At 56.0% G+C, this 16,889-nt stretch carries 14 protein-coding genes and 1 tRNA gene; 9 read left to right on the top strand and 6 right to left on the bottom strand.

The genetic code is table 11. The annotated features are described in order from the left end of the window. The first annotated feature begins 6 nt into the window (after window positions 1–6). Window positions 7–1,218 (top strand): nucleotidyltransferase domain-containing protein, encoded by a 1,212-nt coding sequence (locus N0M98_RS26495; protein WP_259619625.1) that lies wholly within the window; start codon window positions 7–9, stop codon window positions 1,216–1,218. A gap of 615 nt (window positions 1,219–1,833) precedes the next feature. On the opposite strand, the gene N0M98_RS26490 is transcribed toward N0M98_RS26495, so the two are convergent. The 6 genes from N0M98_RS26490 to N0M98_RS26465 all read right to left on the bottom strand — a co-directional run bounded on the left by N0M98_RS26490 (window position 1,834) and on the right by N0M98_RS26465 (window position 5,826). Then, the gene (locus N0M98_RS26490) at window positions 1,834–2,823 is read right to left on the bottom strand and encodes an MsnO8 family LLM class oxidoreductase (RefSeq protein WP_259619624.1); all 990 of its coding nucleotides are present in this window, start codon (window positions 2,821–2,823) and stop codon (window positions 1,834–1,836) included. 70 nt (window positions 2,824–2,893) lie between these two features. Beyond that, window positions 2,894–3,865 (bottom strand): tRNA glutamyl-Q(34) synthetase GluQRS, encoded by a 972-nt coding sequence (gluQRS, locus tag N0M98_RS26485; RefSeq protein WP_259619623.1) that lies wholly within the window; start codon window positions 3,863–3,865, stop codon window positions 2,894–2,896. Between the two features lie 112 nt (window positions 3,866–3,977). Next, window positions 3,978–4,054, bottom strand: a tRNA-Asp gene (locus tag N0M98_RS26480). 125 nt (window positions 4,055–4,179) lie between these two features. Then, the gene (locus tag N0M98_RS26475) at window positions 4,180–4,419 is read right to left on the bottom strand and encodes a hypothetical protein (RefSeq protein ID WP_259619622.1); all 240 of its coding nucleotides are present in this window, start codon (window positions 4,417–4,419) and stop codon (window positions 4,180–4,182) included. A 178-nt stretch (window positions 4,420–4,597) separates the two neighbouring features. Further along, window positions 4,598–5,002 (bottom strand): VOC family protein, encoded by a 405-nt coding sequence (locus N0M98_RS26470; protein WP_259619621.1) that lies wholly within the window; start codon window positions 5,000–5,002, stop codon window positions 4,598–4,600. 242 nt (window positions 5,003–5,244) lie between these two features. After that, window positions 5,245–5,826, bottom strand: coding sequence for a type 1 glutamine amidotransferase family protein (locus tag N0M98_RS26465; protein WP_259619620.1), 582 nt, complete (start codon window positions 5,824–5,826; stop codon window positions 5,245–5,247). Window positions 5,827–6,045: 219 nt separating this feature from the next. Here N0M98_RS26465 and N0M98_RS26460 point away from each other — a divergent pair, with 219 nt between their 5' ends. The 8 genes from N0M98_RS26460 (at window position 6,046) to N0M98_RS26425 (ending at window position 16,449) form a co-directional block, all read left to right on the top strand. After that, a complete protein-coding gene (locus N0M98_RS26460) occupies window positions 6,046–7,836 on the top strand; it encodes a PrpR N-terminal domain-containing protein (RefSeq protein WP_259619619.1) in 1,791 nt (596 codons plus the stop codon). 318 nt (window positions 7,837–8,154) lie between these two features. Continuing rightward, on the top strand, window positions 8,155–9,039 hold the full coding sequence (gene dapA, locus N0M98_RS26455) for a 4-hydroxy-tetrahydrodipicolinate synthase (RefSeq protein ID WP_259619618.1): 885 nt from the start codon (window positions 8,155–8,157) through the stop codon (window positions 9,037–9,039). 33 nt (window positions 9,040–9,072) lie between these two features. Continuing rightward, a complete protein-coding gene (locus N0M98_RS26450; protein ID WP_259619617.1) occupies window positions 9,073–10,239 on the top strand; it encodes an iron-containing alcohol dehydrogenase in 1,167 nt (388 codons plus the stop codon). Between the two features lie 21 nt (window positions 10,240–10,260). Continuing rightward, window positions 10,261–11,547, top strand: coding sequence for a four-carbon acid sugar kinase family protein (locus N0M98_RS26445; RefSeq protein WP_259619616.1), 1,287 nt, complete (start codon window positions 10,261–10,263; stop codon window positions 11,545–11,547). Continuing rightward, window positions 11,544–12,548 (top strand): 4-hydroxythreonine-4-phosphate dehydrogenase PdxA, encoded by a 1,005-nt coding sequence (pdxA, locus tag N0M98_RS26440; protein WP_249861423.1) that lies wholly within the window; start codon window positions 11,544–11,546, stop codon window positions 12,546–12,548. Before N0M98_RS26445 ends, pdxA begins: the two co-directional genes overlap by 4 nt. 116 nt (window positions 12,549–12,664) lie before the next feature. Beyond that, the gene (locus N0M98_RS26435) at window positions 12,665–13,615 is read left to right on the top strand and encodes a phosphoglycerate dehydrogenase (protein WP_249861424.1); all 951 of its coding nucleotides are present in this window, start codon (window positions 12,665–12,667) and stop codon (window positions 13,613–13,615) included. 47 nt (window positions 13,616–13,662) lie between these two features. Beyond that, complete coding sequence (locus N0M98_RS26430) at window positions 13,663–14,949, top strand: MFS transporter (protein WP_259619615.1); 1,287 nt, start codon at window positions 13,663–13,665, stop codon at window positions 14,947–14,949. A 225-nt stretch (window positions 14,950–15,174) separates the two neighbouring features. Then, window positions 15,175–16,449, top strand: coding sequence for an MFS transporter (locus tag N0M98_RS26425; protein WP_249861426.1), 1,275 nt, complete (start codon window positions 15,175–15,177; stop codon window positions 16,447–16,449). The last annotated feature ends 440 nt before the right edge of the window (window positions 16,450–16,889 follow it).

The raw sequence follows: 16,889 nt of genomic DNA, 5'->3' as shown, positions 1-16,889 counted from the left end.
TGTGCAATGGAGCATCAACCGGCATACTTTATTTCCTTGCTTGCCGCCTTTATTCATCAAAGGAGGTCCCCGGAGCAGCGGCAAATCGAATGGGAGCAGGTTTATCAACTGGGGAACATTCACTTCGTCGGCGGAATGATTTATTTAATGGCCAAGACGCAAGAACAGGGAAAGAGGCCTCCTGCTGCATTATTGCAGATGATGAAACAAGATTTCACCTCAACGATTGTAAGAGCGCTCCATCAGGAAAGCGAAATGCTTCGAGTTATTGATGAACTCAGCCGGCTGCAGATTCCCCATCTCATCTTCAAAGGTTATGCGATAAAAAACTGCTATCCGGTGAAAGAGATGAGAACGATGGGGGATATCGATATTTTAATCAAGCCCGAGGACCGGGAGAAGTCCCATGAGCTTTTGCAAAGTATGGGTTTTAAACCGGGGATTGTCACCGGCGAGGTTTGGAGCTATTCGAAAGGCACCGTCCATCTTGAGATTCATACGCAGCTGTTGGTCAACAATATTAACAATAAATTTGATTATATGAACTACTTCTCGGACGTCTGGGACAAGGCCGTCATGCAGCCTAACAGATATACCTACGAGTTCTCGGTAAACGATCATTTACTGTATATGCTGGTTCATATGGCGAAGCATTTTTACGGTTACGGCTGCGGAATTCGGATGGTCATGGATGCCGCTATGTATATGATCTATTTTGAGAAGGAGCTGGATTGGGGATATTTGGAGCGGGAGCTTAAGAAGCTGAATCTGGTTTTATTCGCGCACAACATATTCGCCCTATGCCGGCGCTGGTTTGAAGTGAGCCCTCCCATCAAGCTTCCGAAGATGAAAGAGGGCTTTTATGAGTTGATCGGCGAATATATTTTATCGGGGGGGACCTTCGGGGCGAACCAAAGGGAGCCTCATGTCGTCATGCTGCGTCAAGTATATACGAATAATAAGGAAGTCAAGAAGGCCCCTTTAACCATAGGGGTATACTTGGAAATTTGCTTTCCAGGCTATGAGAAAATGGCCGAAATTCCTTACTGTTCATTTTTGAAAACAATGCCGTTCTTGCTGCCCGCAGCCTGGATTCTTCGCATCCTCCGAAACATGCTGCTAAATAGCAGAAACACGTTTCGCTTCGTTTGCGGAATTGTACAAGGCAAAAAGGATTTTAAGCAGCAGTATGAACTGCTGCTGAGGCTGGGCTTATAGGCCTGGGCAAAAAAGGTTTCGGCCATTTGAATCTGGAAAAGCGTCTGCAAGAGCGAGTGGAAACCTCGAAGTGGAAACCTCTATCGACCGCAGGCCGCGACGAAATCTCCGCCTTTTTAGATCCGTCCAAGCGAGTTTTCAACGTCCGACCGGCGGATGCCCGCCGCACTGCGGACGAAATAGTCCCCGGCTTAGGAGCCTTGGCGTACGGCTCGGAAGACGGAGACTGCGGATTGCGCGGATACCGGACATTTACATCAATTTAAGTATAATTCTAACTTCCTGGACGCAAATAAACACACTAGCCGGATTGACCACGAACCAACCTAACCCCGCAAGGAGCATGAATAAAAAGGTCGTGCGGGTAAGACTAAGCCAACGATCCGTTATGCGCAAAGTACTTCCCCTCCGTTCGCACTCTTTTGCCGGATAAGCATGCTTGGGCCCGTTAAAGCGTACGCGAGGGCCAAAAACATGTCCTATCGGCAATCAAACCTCCTTTGATCGCGGCCGTCGTCCAATCAACCGGCTCTCGGATCAAGGCGTTCTTATTATTTAAGATATGCAGAGAAAGGGAAGTCTGTCCGGGGGGAAGGCGGCGGCCGGCAAGATTTTTTATCGTTTCGGGGCGGACGGAAGGACTCCGTTCCCCCATAACGCTTGGGCCAGCAGCTCGTAAGAGCGGAGCCGCTGCGCATAATCCGGTATGGCCGTAACGACGATAAACTCGTCTACGCCGTATCGGCGGGACATTCGCTCCAGCTGCGCCTTCACTTGCTGCGGCGCGCCGACGAGAAGCTTCCGTCCGGCAGCGGGAGAAGGCTCTGCTGACGAGGCGGCGGCTCTCGCTTCCGGCGGAACGGACGCTTTGACCCGCTCGGCGAGCTGCCGCGCTTCCTCCTCCGTTTCCGCGCAGACGACGCCGACCGCTACGATGGCGCGCGGGGCCGGGCCCAAAGGCGACGGGACGAACGCCTCGCGATAGGCGGGAATCACTTCGTCCGCCTCCAGGTCGCTCATAAACTGCCCGAAGACGTACCCGGCTCCGTGACCGGCGGCGTAAGCCGCGCTCTTACGGTTCGTGCCTAGGAGCCAAAGCTGCGGCGCTATGTCGGGCACCGGCCTGGCCGTAACCGGCTCCCCGTCCCAAGCGTAGCTTCCCTGCAGCAGCTTGGATAGCGCGTCGAGCGAATCCGGCATCTGCCGTACCCGCTCCAGAAAGTTGCCGCTGAGCGCAAGGGTGACATGGGCCGATCCGCCCGGTGCCCGGCCGATGCCGAGGTCGATGCGGCCGGGGTACAAGCTGGCCAGCATGTGGAACGACTCGGCCACCTTCAGCGGACTGTAATGAGGCAGCAGCAGCGCGCCCGACCCCAGCCGGATCGTGCGGGTTACGGCCCCGATCGAGGCGAGCAGCACTTCGGGCGAAGTACAGGCCAGCCCCGGCATATCGTGATGCTCGGCGGTCCAGTAGCGCGTATAACCGAGCTTCTCGGCGGTTTGGGCGAGCTCTGCCGCATGCTTCAAAGCGGCGCTCGGAGACGCTTGATTCAGGACGGGGACGAGATCAAGCACGCTGAGTCGGATCGTCGAATGTTCGTTCATGATTCCTCCGTACAATGGTAGTGGTTGGTGCTGCAAACGGCCGGGCATCATCCTATTTGTCGGACGGCGCTCAGTTTGCCGTCAACAAGCTTCGGATCGTGCCGTCGACGATCATCTTCGCTTGCGCTCCGGGCGGGCGAACGGGGCCGAAGCGCGGGATCAGCTCGCGCGCCGTGAGCGGCTCCGGCCGGTCAACCCAGCCGGCCAGGCAGGCCAGCGCGCCGAGAAGCCGCTGAGGCGCGACGCCCTCGCCTCGCAGCGAGGCAAGCGTCAGCGAGCGGTCGCGCTTGGACAGGCGCTGGCCGCCCTCGTCCACGAGCAGCGGGACGTGGGCGAATGCGGGCGCTTCCAGCGCAAGCGCCTCGTACAGCATGAGCTGCCGGGGCGTCGAGTCCAGCAGATCGGCGCCGCGCAGCACGTCGGTGATGCCCATGGCGGCATCGTCGACGGTGACGGCGAGCTGGTAGCTGAACATGCCGTCGGCTCTCTTGACGACGAAGTCTCCGAGCGCGTCGCCTGAGAACGTATGCGTTCCGGACAGCATGTCGCGGAACGTTACTTCCTGCTGCGGCATGATGAAGCGCAGCGCCGGCGTCTTTTTCGCGGCTTTGACCTGCCGCTCCTCCGCCGTAAGGAAGCGGCACCGCCCGGGGTAGACGCCGCCTTCGGACGCCAGCCCGTGGGGAGCGCTGCCGATGGAAGCCAGCTCGCGGCGGCTGCAGTAGCAAGGGTACAAGCGGCCGGCCTGCTGCAGCCGTTCGATCGCTTCCATGTACAGCGGCTCGCGACGGCTCTGCTCATAAGGGGCATAGGGGCCTCCGATTCCGGGCCCCTCATCCCAATCGATGCCGAGCCACAAGAGGTCGTTCTGCAGCTGTTCGGCATAGGCGGGACGGGAGCGCGCTTGATCGATATCTTCGATGCGCAGCACGAATTCGCCGCCGCATTGGCGCATTTGCAGCCAGGCGGCGAGCGCGGTGAAGGCATTGCCGATATGAAGCAGTCCCGATGGAGTAGGTGCAAAACGTCCGCGACGGTTCATCCTCTCACGCTCCTTAACCAATACAAAAAAGAGCAGAATAGTCGCTCTGCTCGGTCTTCTTCAAGTTATGTGCGACGAACCCGGTAAGCTCGTCGTATGCAAGGATAAATCATGGCGGAGCCGACGGGATTCGAACCCGCGGTCTCCTGCGTGACAGGCAGGCATGTTAGGCCTCTACACCACGGCTCCACACTTTGTATTGCGTTTTTCAACACAAGATCAATTTTACCACAAATAGGCATAATCTGACAAGCCTTTTTCTGTCCCGGAATAGGAAGTCGGTCGGGACCGATAATAGAGGCTTGGTTGCCGTTTTATATGTTTCGCCCCGCAGGCCCGTTTGCATCCGCGTCCGTACGAAACTCGCAGTCGCTGCGGATATAACGGATGCCGTTGATCGTTACGCTGAACGGCGTAATTTTGGTAATAATCCCGCCGTCCTCGACGCGGACCGGAATATCGTCGGCCGTCCGTTCCCACACGGACACCTTCAGCTGGAACAAGGAAGCGGCGAAGAGCTCCGTATCCGTATATAAGGCTTTGGAAATAAGCAAGGGAGTCACCTCCTGCACAAGTAATCGGCCGCTAATCATTTTCGACATAATGGTATATGATTCGACATTCATCCGTTTTTTCCTTTTATTGCGAGAGAGGAATTTGTCCATGCCAAAAGGAGGCCGATCCGAAACGAACGGCGACCTCCTTTTAACAATAAATGTATGAAAATCGGGGCTATGCCTGTTTGGCTTCGGTAGTGATCATCCAGTTTACGCCGTATTTATCCTCAAGCTGTCCGAACAGCGTGCCCCAGAATTCGGGTTGGAGCGGATGTCTCACTTGACCGCCCTCCGCAAGCTTGCCGAAGGCTTCATGGGCTTCCGATTCAGTAGCAAATTCCAGACTAAGATGGATTTGGTTGCCGCGGTGAATCGGCATGAAAGCGGCGTCGCACATGAAAATCGGGATGCCGGCGGCTACCATGCTAAGGTGCAGCACTTTGTCCTTGAGCGCTTCTTCCGGATCGGGAAGCTGCCCGTGTGTCATGACGGAGACAATCTCGCCTCCGAGCGCCCCAATATAAAAATCAGCTTGGGCTTTCGCGTCCTCGGAAAATAAATAGGGGGTTAATTTAGCCATAAATACATCATCCTTTCTTAGAAAGAGAGTTTTAAATTCATTTGATTTGTATCCAAGTATAGCAGGTAAGACATACGATGATTTCTTACGGATTGCTATAATTACATGCCGAGCTAATATTAGGCCCCTTTCGGGTCGGAATCGTGCATAGCCCGCCAAACGGCTCCGCTTGCTCGCTGCTTGCTATATTTCTAGTATGGACGGGGTGCTGCGGGAGTAATCCTGCGCAATGAAGAGCGCGGCTATTCGGGCAAATAGCCTTTTTTGACTATAGCGTACCACTCCTCCAGCTTCTTGCCCTCGTAGACGCCGAGCTTCTCCAGAATATGGCGGGTGAATTCTGCGGCAGCGCTGCCGTTCGCGGTAATAACCAAGCTGTCGCTGACTGATTGGGCTTCGATATAGCCGGCATCGCCGCGATAGTCCGGAGCCCCCTGCTTCATCCATTCCAGCCTGTTTCCGGTATGCTTGACGTTATCCAGGAAGCCGTGGCGGGCCAGCATCGTAGTCGCGTCGCAAATCGCGGCGACCGGTATGCCGTTGTCCAAACAGCGTTTGACCAGCCGGGCGGCCTGCTGATTGACATCCTCTCTCCACCCGGTGCCTCCGGGGACGATAAGCATGGCGATCTCCGCCTGGACGGGATCTTTCGTCAGATCATAATGGGGGATGACTTGAAAGCCTCCCATAGATGTTTTGGGCTTAGTATCGATTGCGACGGTTTTGACCCGATACCCGTTGTCCGGGTTATTAAGCTCGGCCGCCGCGTAGCTTGCCTCCCAGTCGGCGAAGCCGTCCGTTATGAAAATCCAAACTTCCTTCATCAACGATCCCTCCATTGTGATAAGTCCGCTTTTTACAGCAGCATTTCTCTTTCAGTATAATGGATCTTCCCTGACAAATACGGTCAGTCGATACGTTGATGCAAAACGCCACTTAAATTGACACTCAAGCGGCCAGTCAGTATATTTAGCTATAAAGTGACCGAAAATGAAGCATGAAGAAAGTGTCCGGAATTTATGTGCCGGCAAAAGGAGTACGCTATGAAAAAAATAAAGGCGCTGGTTATTGCGCCCTATCGCGGACTGGTGGAGCTAACCTCCAGTCTCACCGATCAGCTCGGCGATTTTGATGTGACCGTCGTGCAGAGGGACTTGTCGGAATCTTTGCCGATCCGCCAATATGAAGAGGAGGGCTATGACGTCATCATCAGCCGCGGCGGGACGGCTCAGCTCGTCCGCGACCGCTCCTCGCTGCCTGTAGTGGAGATTAAAATATCCGGCTATGATATTTTGCGGCTTATTACGCTGCTGAAAGAATATACAACGCCGATCGAAATGATCGGTTTTCCGAACATTATCGAAGCGGTCGTAGCCGTCTCGCGGCTGCTTGACGTGCATATTCCGCACACGGTCATCTATGAGCAGGACGAAGTGAACGCGGCGCTGGAAGCGGCGAGGAAGAAGGGGGCGCTCGTCATTGTCGGCGGCACCAATACGGTGCGGCTGGCCAAGGAGCAGGGGCTTCAAGGCATCCTGATTACATCCGGCAAGGAATCGGTGCTGGAGGCGTTCGAGAATGCCGGAAATTTGTGCCGGGCCGTAGGCCGTTACAAGGCCGAGGGGCGTATGCTGAGCTCGCTCGCTCAAGGAGCGGAGCAGGGAATGGCCGCCGTGCAGGCGGACGGGAATGTGAAGTTCATGAACGCCGCTTTCCTGGAGCTGCTGGGAACGCAGTCCGGCCCGGAAGCCGCTCAGGCGATGCGGCGGCGTTTTCCCGCCTTGCCGGAGATGCTGCGTCAAGCGGAGGAGAAGCCGGATGATTCGGCCGCCGCATTCGAGTTATACGACCCGACGTTCCGCTATAAGCTGACGGCTGCCCGGGGCGAGGACGAGACGGCGCTTTTTCATCTGTATGTGCGTCCGGTGACGGAAAGCGAAAGCGATATTCAGGTGCAGCGCCTGGAGCCGTTCCTCGGAACGTTTCCGCATCTCATTCGGGCCCGCGCCGATTTTCGGGACTCGCTGGCCTTTGCGGCGAAGCGTCTGGAGCGCCGGCAGCCCGTTACCGTATACGGCGAGCAAGGAACGGGCAAACGGATTCTTGCCGGCACGCTGTGGAGGCAGTTTCGGCCGGAGGGGGGAGAGCTGCTGGAAGTTACCGTTCTGCGAAGCTCGGACGAAGCTTACCGCCAGGTGAAGCAGCTGCTGGAGGGAGCGGAGGAAGGCAGCATGATCTATTTGCGCGGAGCGGAGCGCCTGTCTCCCAAATATCAACGAAGACTCGCGGATACGGTTGCCAAATGCGCGGCGCTCATGATGTTCTCCTTCGAGAAAGCGCCGGACCGGCTTCAGGACGAAGGGCTTTTGGAGCCGGACCTGTTCGCGCTGATGAGCGGAGCGATCGTCGAGATGAAGCCGCTGCGCAGCAACCCGCAGGAGCTGGAGGAGCTGATCCGCATATTTATATCGGAGAACAACGAGAAATACGGCAAGCAGGTCGTCGGCATCCGTCCGAAGGCGCAGGAAGCGCTCTATGAATATGCTTGGAAGGGAAATTTGATCGAGCTGCGGGATACGGTGAAAGAGCTTGTCAAAGCGGCCGAAGGGGAATATATCGATGAGGAACTGATTGCCGCGCTGGAGAAACGAAGAACGGAGCAAAGCCAGCCGGGGGCCGCAAGAACGCTCAATCTGGACCAGCCCCTTCAGAGCATTCAGAAAGAGATCGTTCAACTGGTGCTGCAGGAAGAGAACATGAATCAGTCCCGCGCCGCCAAGAGGCTCGGAATCAACCGTTCGACATTATGGCGAATGCTGAAAGACCCGACATGAGAGCTTCGATAAACAGAGCATTGCCGCGGTTTGCAGGCTGTGTATTACCCATTTCGGGCAAGCGCTTATCATCTATGCAACCTATATTCGGTTCTGAGTGAGTAATCATTCGGAAGCCGGATATAGGTTTTTTTGTTGCAAAATGCAACCATTGTTGTTTTATAATGCAGCACTCATTAAAAATACGTCGTATAATCAAATATAACTGTTGATATTTTAAACGATATTATCTATAATTCATTAAGTGAGATTTATGATTCATTAATGTTGTTAATTAAAACGATGCAATCGACTGTGGAAAAAAAGGAGGCTTTTACGGTGGAATTAAAAGGGATTATTCCTGCGATGCTGACGCCGCTCACGGAAGAGAAGCGAATCAACGAGCCTGTAGTGCGCCAATTGGCTAACCGGCTTATCGAATCGGGCGTTCACGGCATTTTCATTCTCGGAACGAACGGCGAATTTCATTTGCTGACAGCGGAAGAAAAGCGTTTCATGGCTCGGATCGTCATAGAGGAAGTGAAAGGCAGAGTTCCCGTCATTGTGGGCACGGGAGGCGGGACAACGGAAGATGTGATCGAGCTTTCCAAGCAAATGGAGCAATTGGGAGCGGACGCCATTTCCGTCATTACGCCGTTCTTTATAGCGCCATCGCAGGAGGAGCTTATCGTTCATTATACGAAGATTGCCGAAGCGGTGAAGCTGCCGGTCATTCTGTATAACATCCCTGCGCGGACCGGAGTGAATTTGGAGCCGGAGACGGCGGCCGTCTTGGCCAAAATTCCGAATATCATCGGCATTAAAGACAGCAGCGGCAATTTCGCCAACATCGAGCATTATATTCGCGTTACGAAGGACGAACCGTTCGACGTATATGCCGGAACCGACTCTTTAATTTTGAAGACGCTGCTTGCCGGCGGCGCGGGAGCGGTTGCTGCAACGGGCAATATGCTTCCGGAAACCGTCGTCTCCATCTATGAGAACTGGAGAAACGGCAATATCGGAGAAGCGCAAAAAGCGCAGGATGCGCTTCAGCCGCTGCGCGACACGTTCGCTTTGGGAACGCTTCCTTCGGTGTTGAAAAAAGCGGTGGAACTGCACGGCATCTCGGTCGGGCCTCCCAAATCGCCGGTATCCTCTTTATCGGGAGAGGCGCTAGAGAAGGTTCAAGCTATGGTCGATTTTTATAACGATCGCCGCTAGCCAATATTCCTACAAATTCAAGGGGTTGAATTTATGCAAACGCTATACCGGTTTCAAACCGCGGATCATATCGTCGCGGGCCGAAATTCGCTGCAGCGGGTGGGAGAGCATCTGCACCTGATCGGCGCCGATGTGCATAAGGCGCTTATTCTTACGCAGCCTTCGATCCAATCGTTAGGCTTCGTCGATACGCTGGTCGGCCAACTGGCGGACAAGGGCGTGCAGGCGGACGTCAGTACAAGCATTTTGCCGGAACCGACGATCGATAATATCGAGCAAGTATTTGCCGCCATGGAGGGGGCAGCTTACGATCTCGTGATCGGCTTCGGAGGGGGCAGCGTTCTCGATTCCGCGAAAATTTTGTCCGTTCTGTCCACGAACGACAGTTCCGTCCGCGACCTGCTCGGAACAGATCTGGTCAAGAAGCCGGGGCTGCCGACGATCCTGATCCCGACTACCTCCGGCACGGGCGCGGAGGTGACTCCGAACGCGATCGTCACGCTGCCGGAGGAAGAGCTGAAGATCGGCATCGTCAGCCGATATATGCTGCCCAAGCTCGTCTTCCTCGATCCGATGCTGACGCTCGGCTTGCCGAAGCCGATTACGGCGGCTACCGGGATGGACGCGTTCACGCATTCGCTCGAATCGTTCATATCGAATAAGGCCAATCCGATCAGCGATATGTTCGCTTTGGAGTCGATTCGGCTGATCTCCTCGAGCATCGTGGAGGCGTATCGGAACGGAGCTTCCGTGGAGGCCAGGGAGAAGATGCTGCTTGGCTCCATGTACGGCGGCATGGCTTTGACCGCCGCAGGCACCGCAGCCGTTCACGCTTTGGCGTATCCGCTCGGCGGCAAATTCAAAATCGCCCATGGCGTCGCCAACTCGATGCTGCTGCCTCATGTGATGGAGTTCAACATGGACGCGATTGCGGACCGGCTGCAGCAAGCGGCCGAACCGATGGGCATCAATACGCAGGGGCTGACTTCTTCCCAGGCGGCAAGCAAGGTCGTCGAGCGCATCGTCGAATGGACGAGGCTGCTTGAGATTCCGCAGGATTTGAGAAGCTTCGGAGTAAAGCTGGAAGACGTGCCGGAGATGGCCGTTTCGGCCTCGAAAGTAACGCGTCTGCTGAATAACAATCCGAAGGAGCTCAGCCTGCAGGATATGGAAGCGATTTACCGCAAATTGCTTTCTTAAAGGGATAAAGGGGGAACGGGCATGAGAATATCCGTTATTTCGGATGATTTGACGGGCGCAAGCGATTGCGGCGGACAGCTGATCCGCTATGGCTTCGACGTATCGGTCATTTTGGAGCCGCAGGCGGAAGGGCTAAGGAACAAGGATGCCGTTATTATCGATACGGACAGCCGCTCCGTAAGCGCGCAGGAAGCGTACCGCCGAGTGAAGGCAGCGTGCGAATCGCTCCGGGCCGAGCCGTTCGATATCATCTATAAGAAGATCGACTCGACGATGAGGGGCAATATCGGGCAGGAGATTAACGCGGTATTCGATGCGTTCCGCCCGGAGCTCGTCGTCATCGCTCCCGGTTTCCCCCAGAACGGGCGCACGGTCGAAGAGGGCGTCATGTACCTCAGCGGCAAGCCGCTGCATGAGACGGAAGTGGCGAAGGACCCGAAGACGCCGGTCCGCGACTCGCTGATCACGAGGCTCATCCAAGAGCAAGCGGGCAAGGAGGTCGGGCATTTGTCCCGCAGCGATCTGCGGCAGCCGCCCGAGATTGTAAGCGCCAAACTGGCCGCGCTGCAGGAGCGGGGCGTCGCTTATATAACGGCGGACTCCGCGGACGCCGAAGATTTGGAGCGGCTTGCCCGGCATATGAAGCATACCGGCAAGTCCATCGTCTGGGTAGGCTCGGCGGGGCTGATGAGCGCGCTGCCGCAGGCTTACGGCTTCGAGCCTCAGACGAAGCGGGTCGCGCTTGCGGCGCACGAAACGCCGGTGCTGCTTGTCGTGGGCAGCGTCAGCGCGATCGGCCGCGAGCAGCTGCGGCGGCTGCTGGCGGAGCCCGGCACGGCCGGGATCGAGGTTCGCGCGGAGGAAATTATCCGCGAGGGGGCGCCCCTGCAGCTGGAGTGGAGCCGCGTGCTGCCGGAGGCGGAAGCGGCCGTGAAGGCGGGGCGCCATATTGCGCTGTATTCATCCAGCGAAGTGGAGCGCACGCAGCGGCTCGGCCGGGAGCTCGGCTGCAGCCCGGTCGACATCAGCAACCGGATTTCCCGGGTGCTCGGCGAATGGGCCGTGCGGATCGCGGATCGCTTCGATCTGCGCTACTTGTTCCTGACCGGCGGCGATACGGCGCGTCAAGTGTTTCAGCAGCTTGGGGCGGATGAATTTCATCTGCTGGACGAGGTGGAGCCCGGCATTCCGCTAGGAACCGTCCGCAAGCCGGGGAAAGACCTATATGCAGTGACCAAAGCAGGAAATTTCGGCTCGGAGTCGGCTATGATCAAGGCGGCCCGCAAGCTGCGAGGAGGAGAACGATGAAGCCTATTATCGGCATTACAATGGGGGATGCGGCAGGCATCGGCCCCGAGGTGATTGTAAAAGCGCTCGGACATGCATCGGTTTACGATATTTGCCGTCCGGTCGTCATCGGCGATTACGGTATTTTGCAGCGCGCCATCGACATAACGGGCACGCCGGTCCGGCTGCGGCGGGTTGAGCGGCCCGGCGAAGGGGCGTTCGTTCACGGCACGATCGACTGCCTGGATATGAACTTGCTTCCGGCGGACCTGCCGCTTGGCGTCATGTCTCCGCAGGCTGGAGACGCCGCTTTTCAATATTTGAAGAAAGCGGTTGATTTGGCCAAAGCGCAGGAGATTCAGGCGATCTGCACGGCGCCGCTGAATAAGGAAGCGCTGCAGAAGGGAGGCCATCTGTATCCGGGGCACACCGAGATATTGGCCGATTTGACGGGCACCGAGGACTATTCCATGATGCTGTCCTCGCCGAAGCTGAAGGTCATCCATCTGACGACGCATGTCGGTTTGATCAAAGCGATCGAGACGATCAATCCGGAACGGACGTACAAAGTCGTTAAGCTCGCTCATGAGACGCTGACCCGCGCCGGCTACGACAACCCGCGCATTGCGGTGTGCGGCATTAATCCGCATGCGGGCGAGAACGGATTGTTCGGCAACGGGGAGGAAGAGGAGAAGCTTATTCCCGGCATCGAGCAGGCGGCGGCCGAAGGCATCCGGGTTACCGGTCCCTATCCTGCGGACACGCTGTTTTTCCGGGCGGTGCGCAAAGATTTCGATATCGTCGTCGCCTGCTATCACGATCAGGGCCATGTGCCGATCAAGGTGCTGGGACTGGAGGAAGGCGTTAATATCACGGTCGGTCTGAAGGGCGGCATCGTGCGCACTTCCGTCGATCACGGCACCGCCTTCGACATCGCAGGCAAAAACATCGCCGACGAACGCAGCATGCTCGCGGCGATTCAATCCGGAGCCGATTTGGCTCCGAAGACTACCGTTAAATAGCTTGGATTACAGACAACCGAAAAGCTGCGGTGAATGAAGCGGGGCGAAGCCAGCGGGAACGGTTCCGCAGCAACGTTAGCGTTCACCGCCTGCTTTTAGAAGGAGCGACTACTACGATGAAAGTTGTATCGACATCGCCGTCCTTCGCCAAATATTCCAACGAACCTATCGAGTATTTGGAGAAGTACGGCATTGAGCTCATGCATTTGCCGGCAGATATTACGGAGGAAGCGTTTATCGCCGCGGCTCAGGACGCGGACGCCGCGATCGTTGCGTTTAATCAGATTACGGAGCAGGTTCTCGCGCAAGCGCCGCGATTGAAGCTGGTTTGCAAGCACGGCGTCGGCGTGGACAATATCGACCTGAAGGCGGCCAAGGAGCGTCAAGTGTGGGTGACGAACGTGCCTAACGCCAACAAGCATGCGGTGGCCGACTTCGCTTTTGCCTTGATGCTGTCGCTCGCCCGGCAAATTCCGCTGGCAAACGAGCTGACGAAGAAGGGAGAATGGCCGCGGATTTTCGGCACCGACGTATACGGCCGAACGGTAGGCATTATCGGCCTCGGCAGCATCGGCAAGGAGGTTGCGCGCCGGGCGGGCGGCTTCGATATGAATATACTGGCGTATGATCCGTATCCGGATCACGCGTTCGCCGAGCGGCATGGAGTGTCCTTCGTCACGCTGGACGAGCTGCTCGAACGCAGCGATTTCGTCACGCTGCACATCGCTTTGACGGAACAAACGCAACATTTTATCGGCAAGGATCAATTGAAGCGGATGAAAGAAAGCGCTTATTTGATTAACGCGGCCCGCGGAGGCATCGTTGAGGAAGAGGCTCTGCATGAAGCGCTGACCGAAGGCATCATCGCCGGAGCGGCATTGGATGTATTCGAGCAGGAACCGCTGAAGGAGCATCCGTTATTTGCGCTTCCTAATTGTATCGCTTTGCCGCATATCGCCGGCTATACGAGCGGGGCGGTGAACGCGCTGGGCATGACTTGCGTGCGCAATATCGTGAATGTTCTTGTGAACGGGCAAAGACCCGAGCATGTGATGAACGGCTTGTAAACGAGAATCGGATTCACTTACAACATCAAGAGACGGAGAGATACATCTTGCAAACACTGACTAAGAAATCTAATGTGCGCTGGGTCGTCGCCATTCTTATGTGGGCAGCAATAGCGATCAATTATATAGATCGAACGGTTCTCTCGGCGGCAGCGCCGTATATTACGAAGGAATTCGGCTTGGATGCCGCTCAGATGGGCGTCGTGCTGTCCGGCTTCTTCTGGTCGTACGCGCTGCTGCAGGTTCCGTCCGGCTGGGTGGCCGACCGGATCGGACAGAAGAAAACGCTCGGCTTCGCCGTCGCTTGGTGGTCGCTCTCTACGGCGGTGACCGGTCTGGCGACAGGCTTCAAATCGATTCTCGGCTTCCGCATCGCGCTCGGGGTCGGCGAAGCCGCCGCTTATCCGAGCAACGCCGGAATTTCGTCCAAATGGTTTCCGGACAAGGAGAGAGCGACGGTAGCGGGGATTTTTGACAGCGGCTCCAAATTCGGCGGAGCTATCGCGATGCCGCTGATCGTCTGGCTGATTGCCATGTTCGATTGGAAAATGACCTTCCTCATCATCGGTTTGCTGGGCATCATTTGGTCGATTATTTGGATTTTGTACTTCAAGGAAACGCCGGAAGAGCATAAAGGCGTCAATGAAGCGGAGCTGAAGCATATCCGGGAAGGGCAGTTCAAACGGGAAGGTTTGGACGCCGAGCAGCCGATGAAATGGTATCAGCTGCTGAAGTATCGCAATATTTGGGCAATGTGCATCGGTTTCTTCATGATCAATTACAATTCGTATTTCTTCATTACTTGGCTGCCGACGTACCTGGTGAAAGAAAGAGGCATGAGCTTGATCGAGATGGGCTTTATGGCTTCCCTGCCGCTGCTTTGCGCGATGGTCGTCGAGGTCATTGCGGGATGGCTGTCCGACCGCATTTATGCCAAAGGCTTATTGTCGCTGACGGCGACGCGCAAGCTGTTTCTTATTATCGGATTGTTGATGGCGTCTTGTATCGGCTTCGCCGCCTTCGCCCAATTGGCCGTGCTGGCTGTGGTGCTCTTATGCATCGCCAAATCGGGCACCACGGTCGCCGCTTCGCAAGTATGGGCGCTGCCTGGCGACGTAGCTCCGAAAAATATGACCTCTGTCGTCGCGGGCATGCAAAATACGGTATCCAATATGGGCGGCGTGGTAGGCCCGATCATTACCGGCTTTTTCGTCGCGGCTTACGGCTCCTTCGTACCGGCCCTGCTGTTCTCCGCGGCGCTGATCGTCATCGGAATTTTGAATTATTTGTTCCTGTTAGGCAAAGTAAAACCGATTCAAGCGGAACATGAATAGCTGCCGATAGGGGCGGGCGGTGTGCCGGTAACGGGGCTCCGCCCGCCCCATTTGGTTGCGGAGGCAGCTGCAAACGGCTGCAAAAAAGCATAATAGTCCATGTTACAGGGCAGGTAAATCCATGGTTTCTTTTATTCGTTCGGAGTATTCTATACATTAGTTATTGAGAGGATAGTGCATTCTGTGCATTCATCGCATAATTTACTGTAAAGAAGGTTACTCCAGATGGAAGCATGGAAACGCAATTTGTACATTTTATGGTTCGGCACGTTTTTCAGCTCGGCGGGAATCGGGATGATTATCCCGTTTCTGCCGCTGTACGTTCAGGAGCTGGGCATTCATGACGTGCAGAAGGCTGCGCTGTGGGCGGCGATGATCTTCGGCATCAATCATTTGATGATCGCCTTGGTGTCGCCGTTCTGGGGGAAATTCTCCGACAAGTACGGGCAAAAAGTAACGATGGTCCGCGCCGGGCTTGGCTCGGCGATTATCATTGCCGCGATGGGGCTTGTGCATACGCCGCTCCAGCTGCTGCTGCTGAGAGGGCTGTTCGGCACGATGGGGGGCTTCAGCGTCGGCGCGGTCGCGCTGATGGCCATCGAGACCCCGAAGGAGCAGGTCGGCAAAGTGCTCGGGACGCTGCAAACCGGCCAGGTGACGGGACAACTGCTCGGGCCGCTGCTCGGAGGTATCTTGGCCGAATGGCTCGGGATGCGCAATTCGTTCTTTTTTACCGGCATTTGTCTCTTTATCGCCGGATTGCTGGTGCTGTTCGGCGTTCATGAGAAAAAGAAATACCCGAAGTTCCGGTTTCAATGGCGGAGGGGCCAGGCGGCTGCGGAAGCTGCAGCAGGTCAATCCGGTGCGGCTGGGGCCAAATTCGAGAAAGTGCAGCTGAAGGATGTCGTGAAGCAGGCGCCGGTCATCTTGACGCTCTTCGTCTCGACGTTCCTCATCTCCGTCAGCTTTCAGAGCATCAGCCCGATCATTACGCTGTACGTAAAAAGTATGCACATCGAGAATCATGTAGAGATCATGGCCGGTCTTATCTTTGCGTCGAGCGCTCTGGGCACGATGATCTCGGCCCCGATCCTCGGGCGGATCGGCGACCGGTACGGTTATTTGAACGTGCTGCTCTGCTGTCTCCTGTTAATCTCGATCCTGTATATTCCGCAAGCGCGAATTACCGATCCGTGGGTTCTCATGGGAGCGCGTTTTCTATCCGGTCTATGCGTGGGCGGTCTTATTCCGTCGATCAGCTCGCTGCTTAGAAGCTTGACGCCGAAATCGATTCAGGGGAGCGTCTTCTCGTATAATGCCAGCGCAAGCTCGCTCGGCAACGTCTCCGGCTCCTTGTTCGGCGGGATCGTCGCCAGCCATATGGGCATCTCGGTCGTGTTCTATATTATTTCCGGCGTGTTCCTGCTGCATTTCGTCATGCTGGCCGCTCAGGCCAAACGAATTAACCGGACGAGCGAAAGCCGCCAATCCGCTGTCTAGCGGCAGCCGGCCCGCCGTTACGGAAGTTGGGCCGATGGAGAAGCGCACGGTTATGCATAATAAAAAACGGATTCGTATAGATGGAGAGATAGCGCGTTGAGGATGACGGACGTTTTCTTGACAGCTGCGATTCGTTAATCGGAACTGAGAAGTGCGAATGCGCTGCGGGGGAGACAGCGCAGGCATCCGACTGTCGTGGAACGCCAGCAAGTCAATCGCGCTCTTTTCTGCAGGCGCTCCTAGGTTCATCAAGAGCGCTCTGCCGGTATGCACAGAAGGCAGCGAATGGACGATACTCGTTCATTCGCTTTTTTTGTCTAAGAAAACCCCCAGTTCGACTGGGGGTTCAGGAAAGCTTATAGCTATGAGTAAAAATCCCTTGACCTTTATGATAAGATGATAGCCGGTCTGCCAACCGCAACATCAAATCAAGGAGGACA

The organism is Paenibacillus doosanensis (assembly GCF_025060755.1).
GTDB lineage: Bacteria > Bacillota > Bacilli > Paenibacillales > NBRC-103111 > Paenibacillus_S > Paenibacillus_S doosanensis.
The sequence above is the reverse complement of the archived record's forward strand: the minus strand, read 5'-3'. Positions and strand labels throughout refer to the sequence as shown.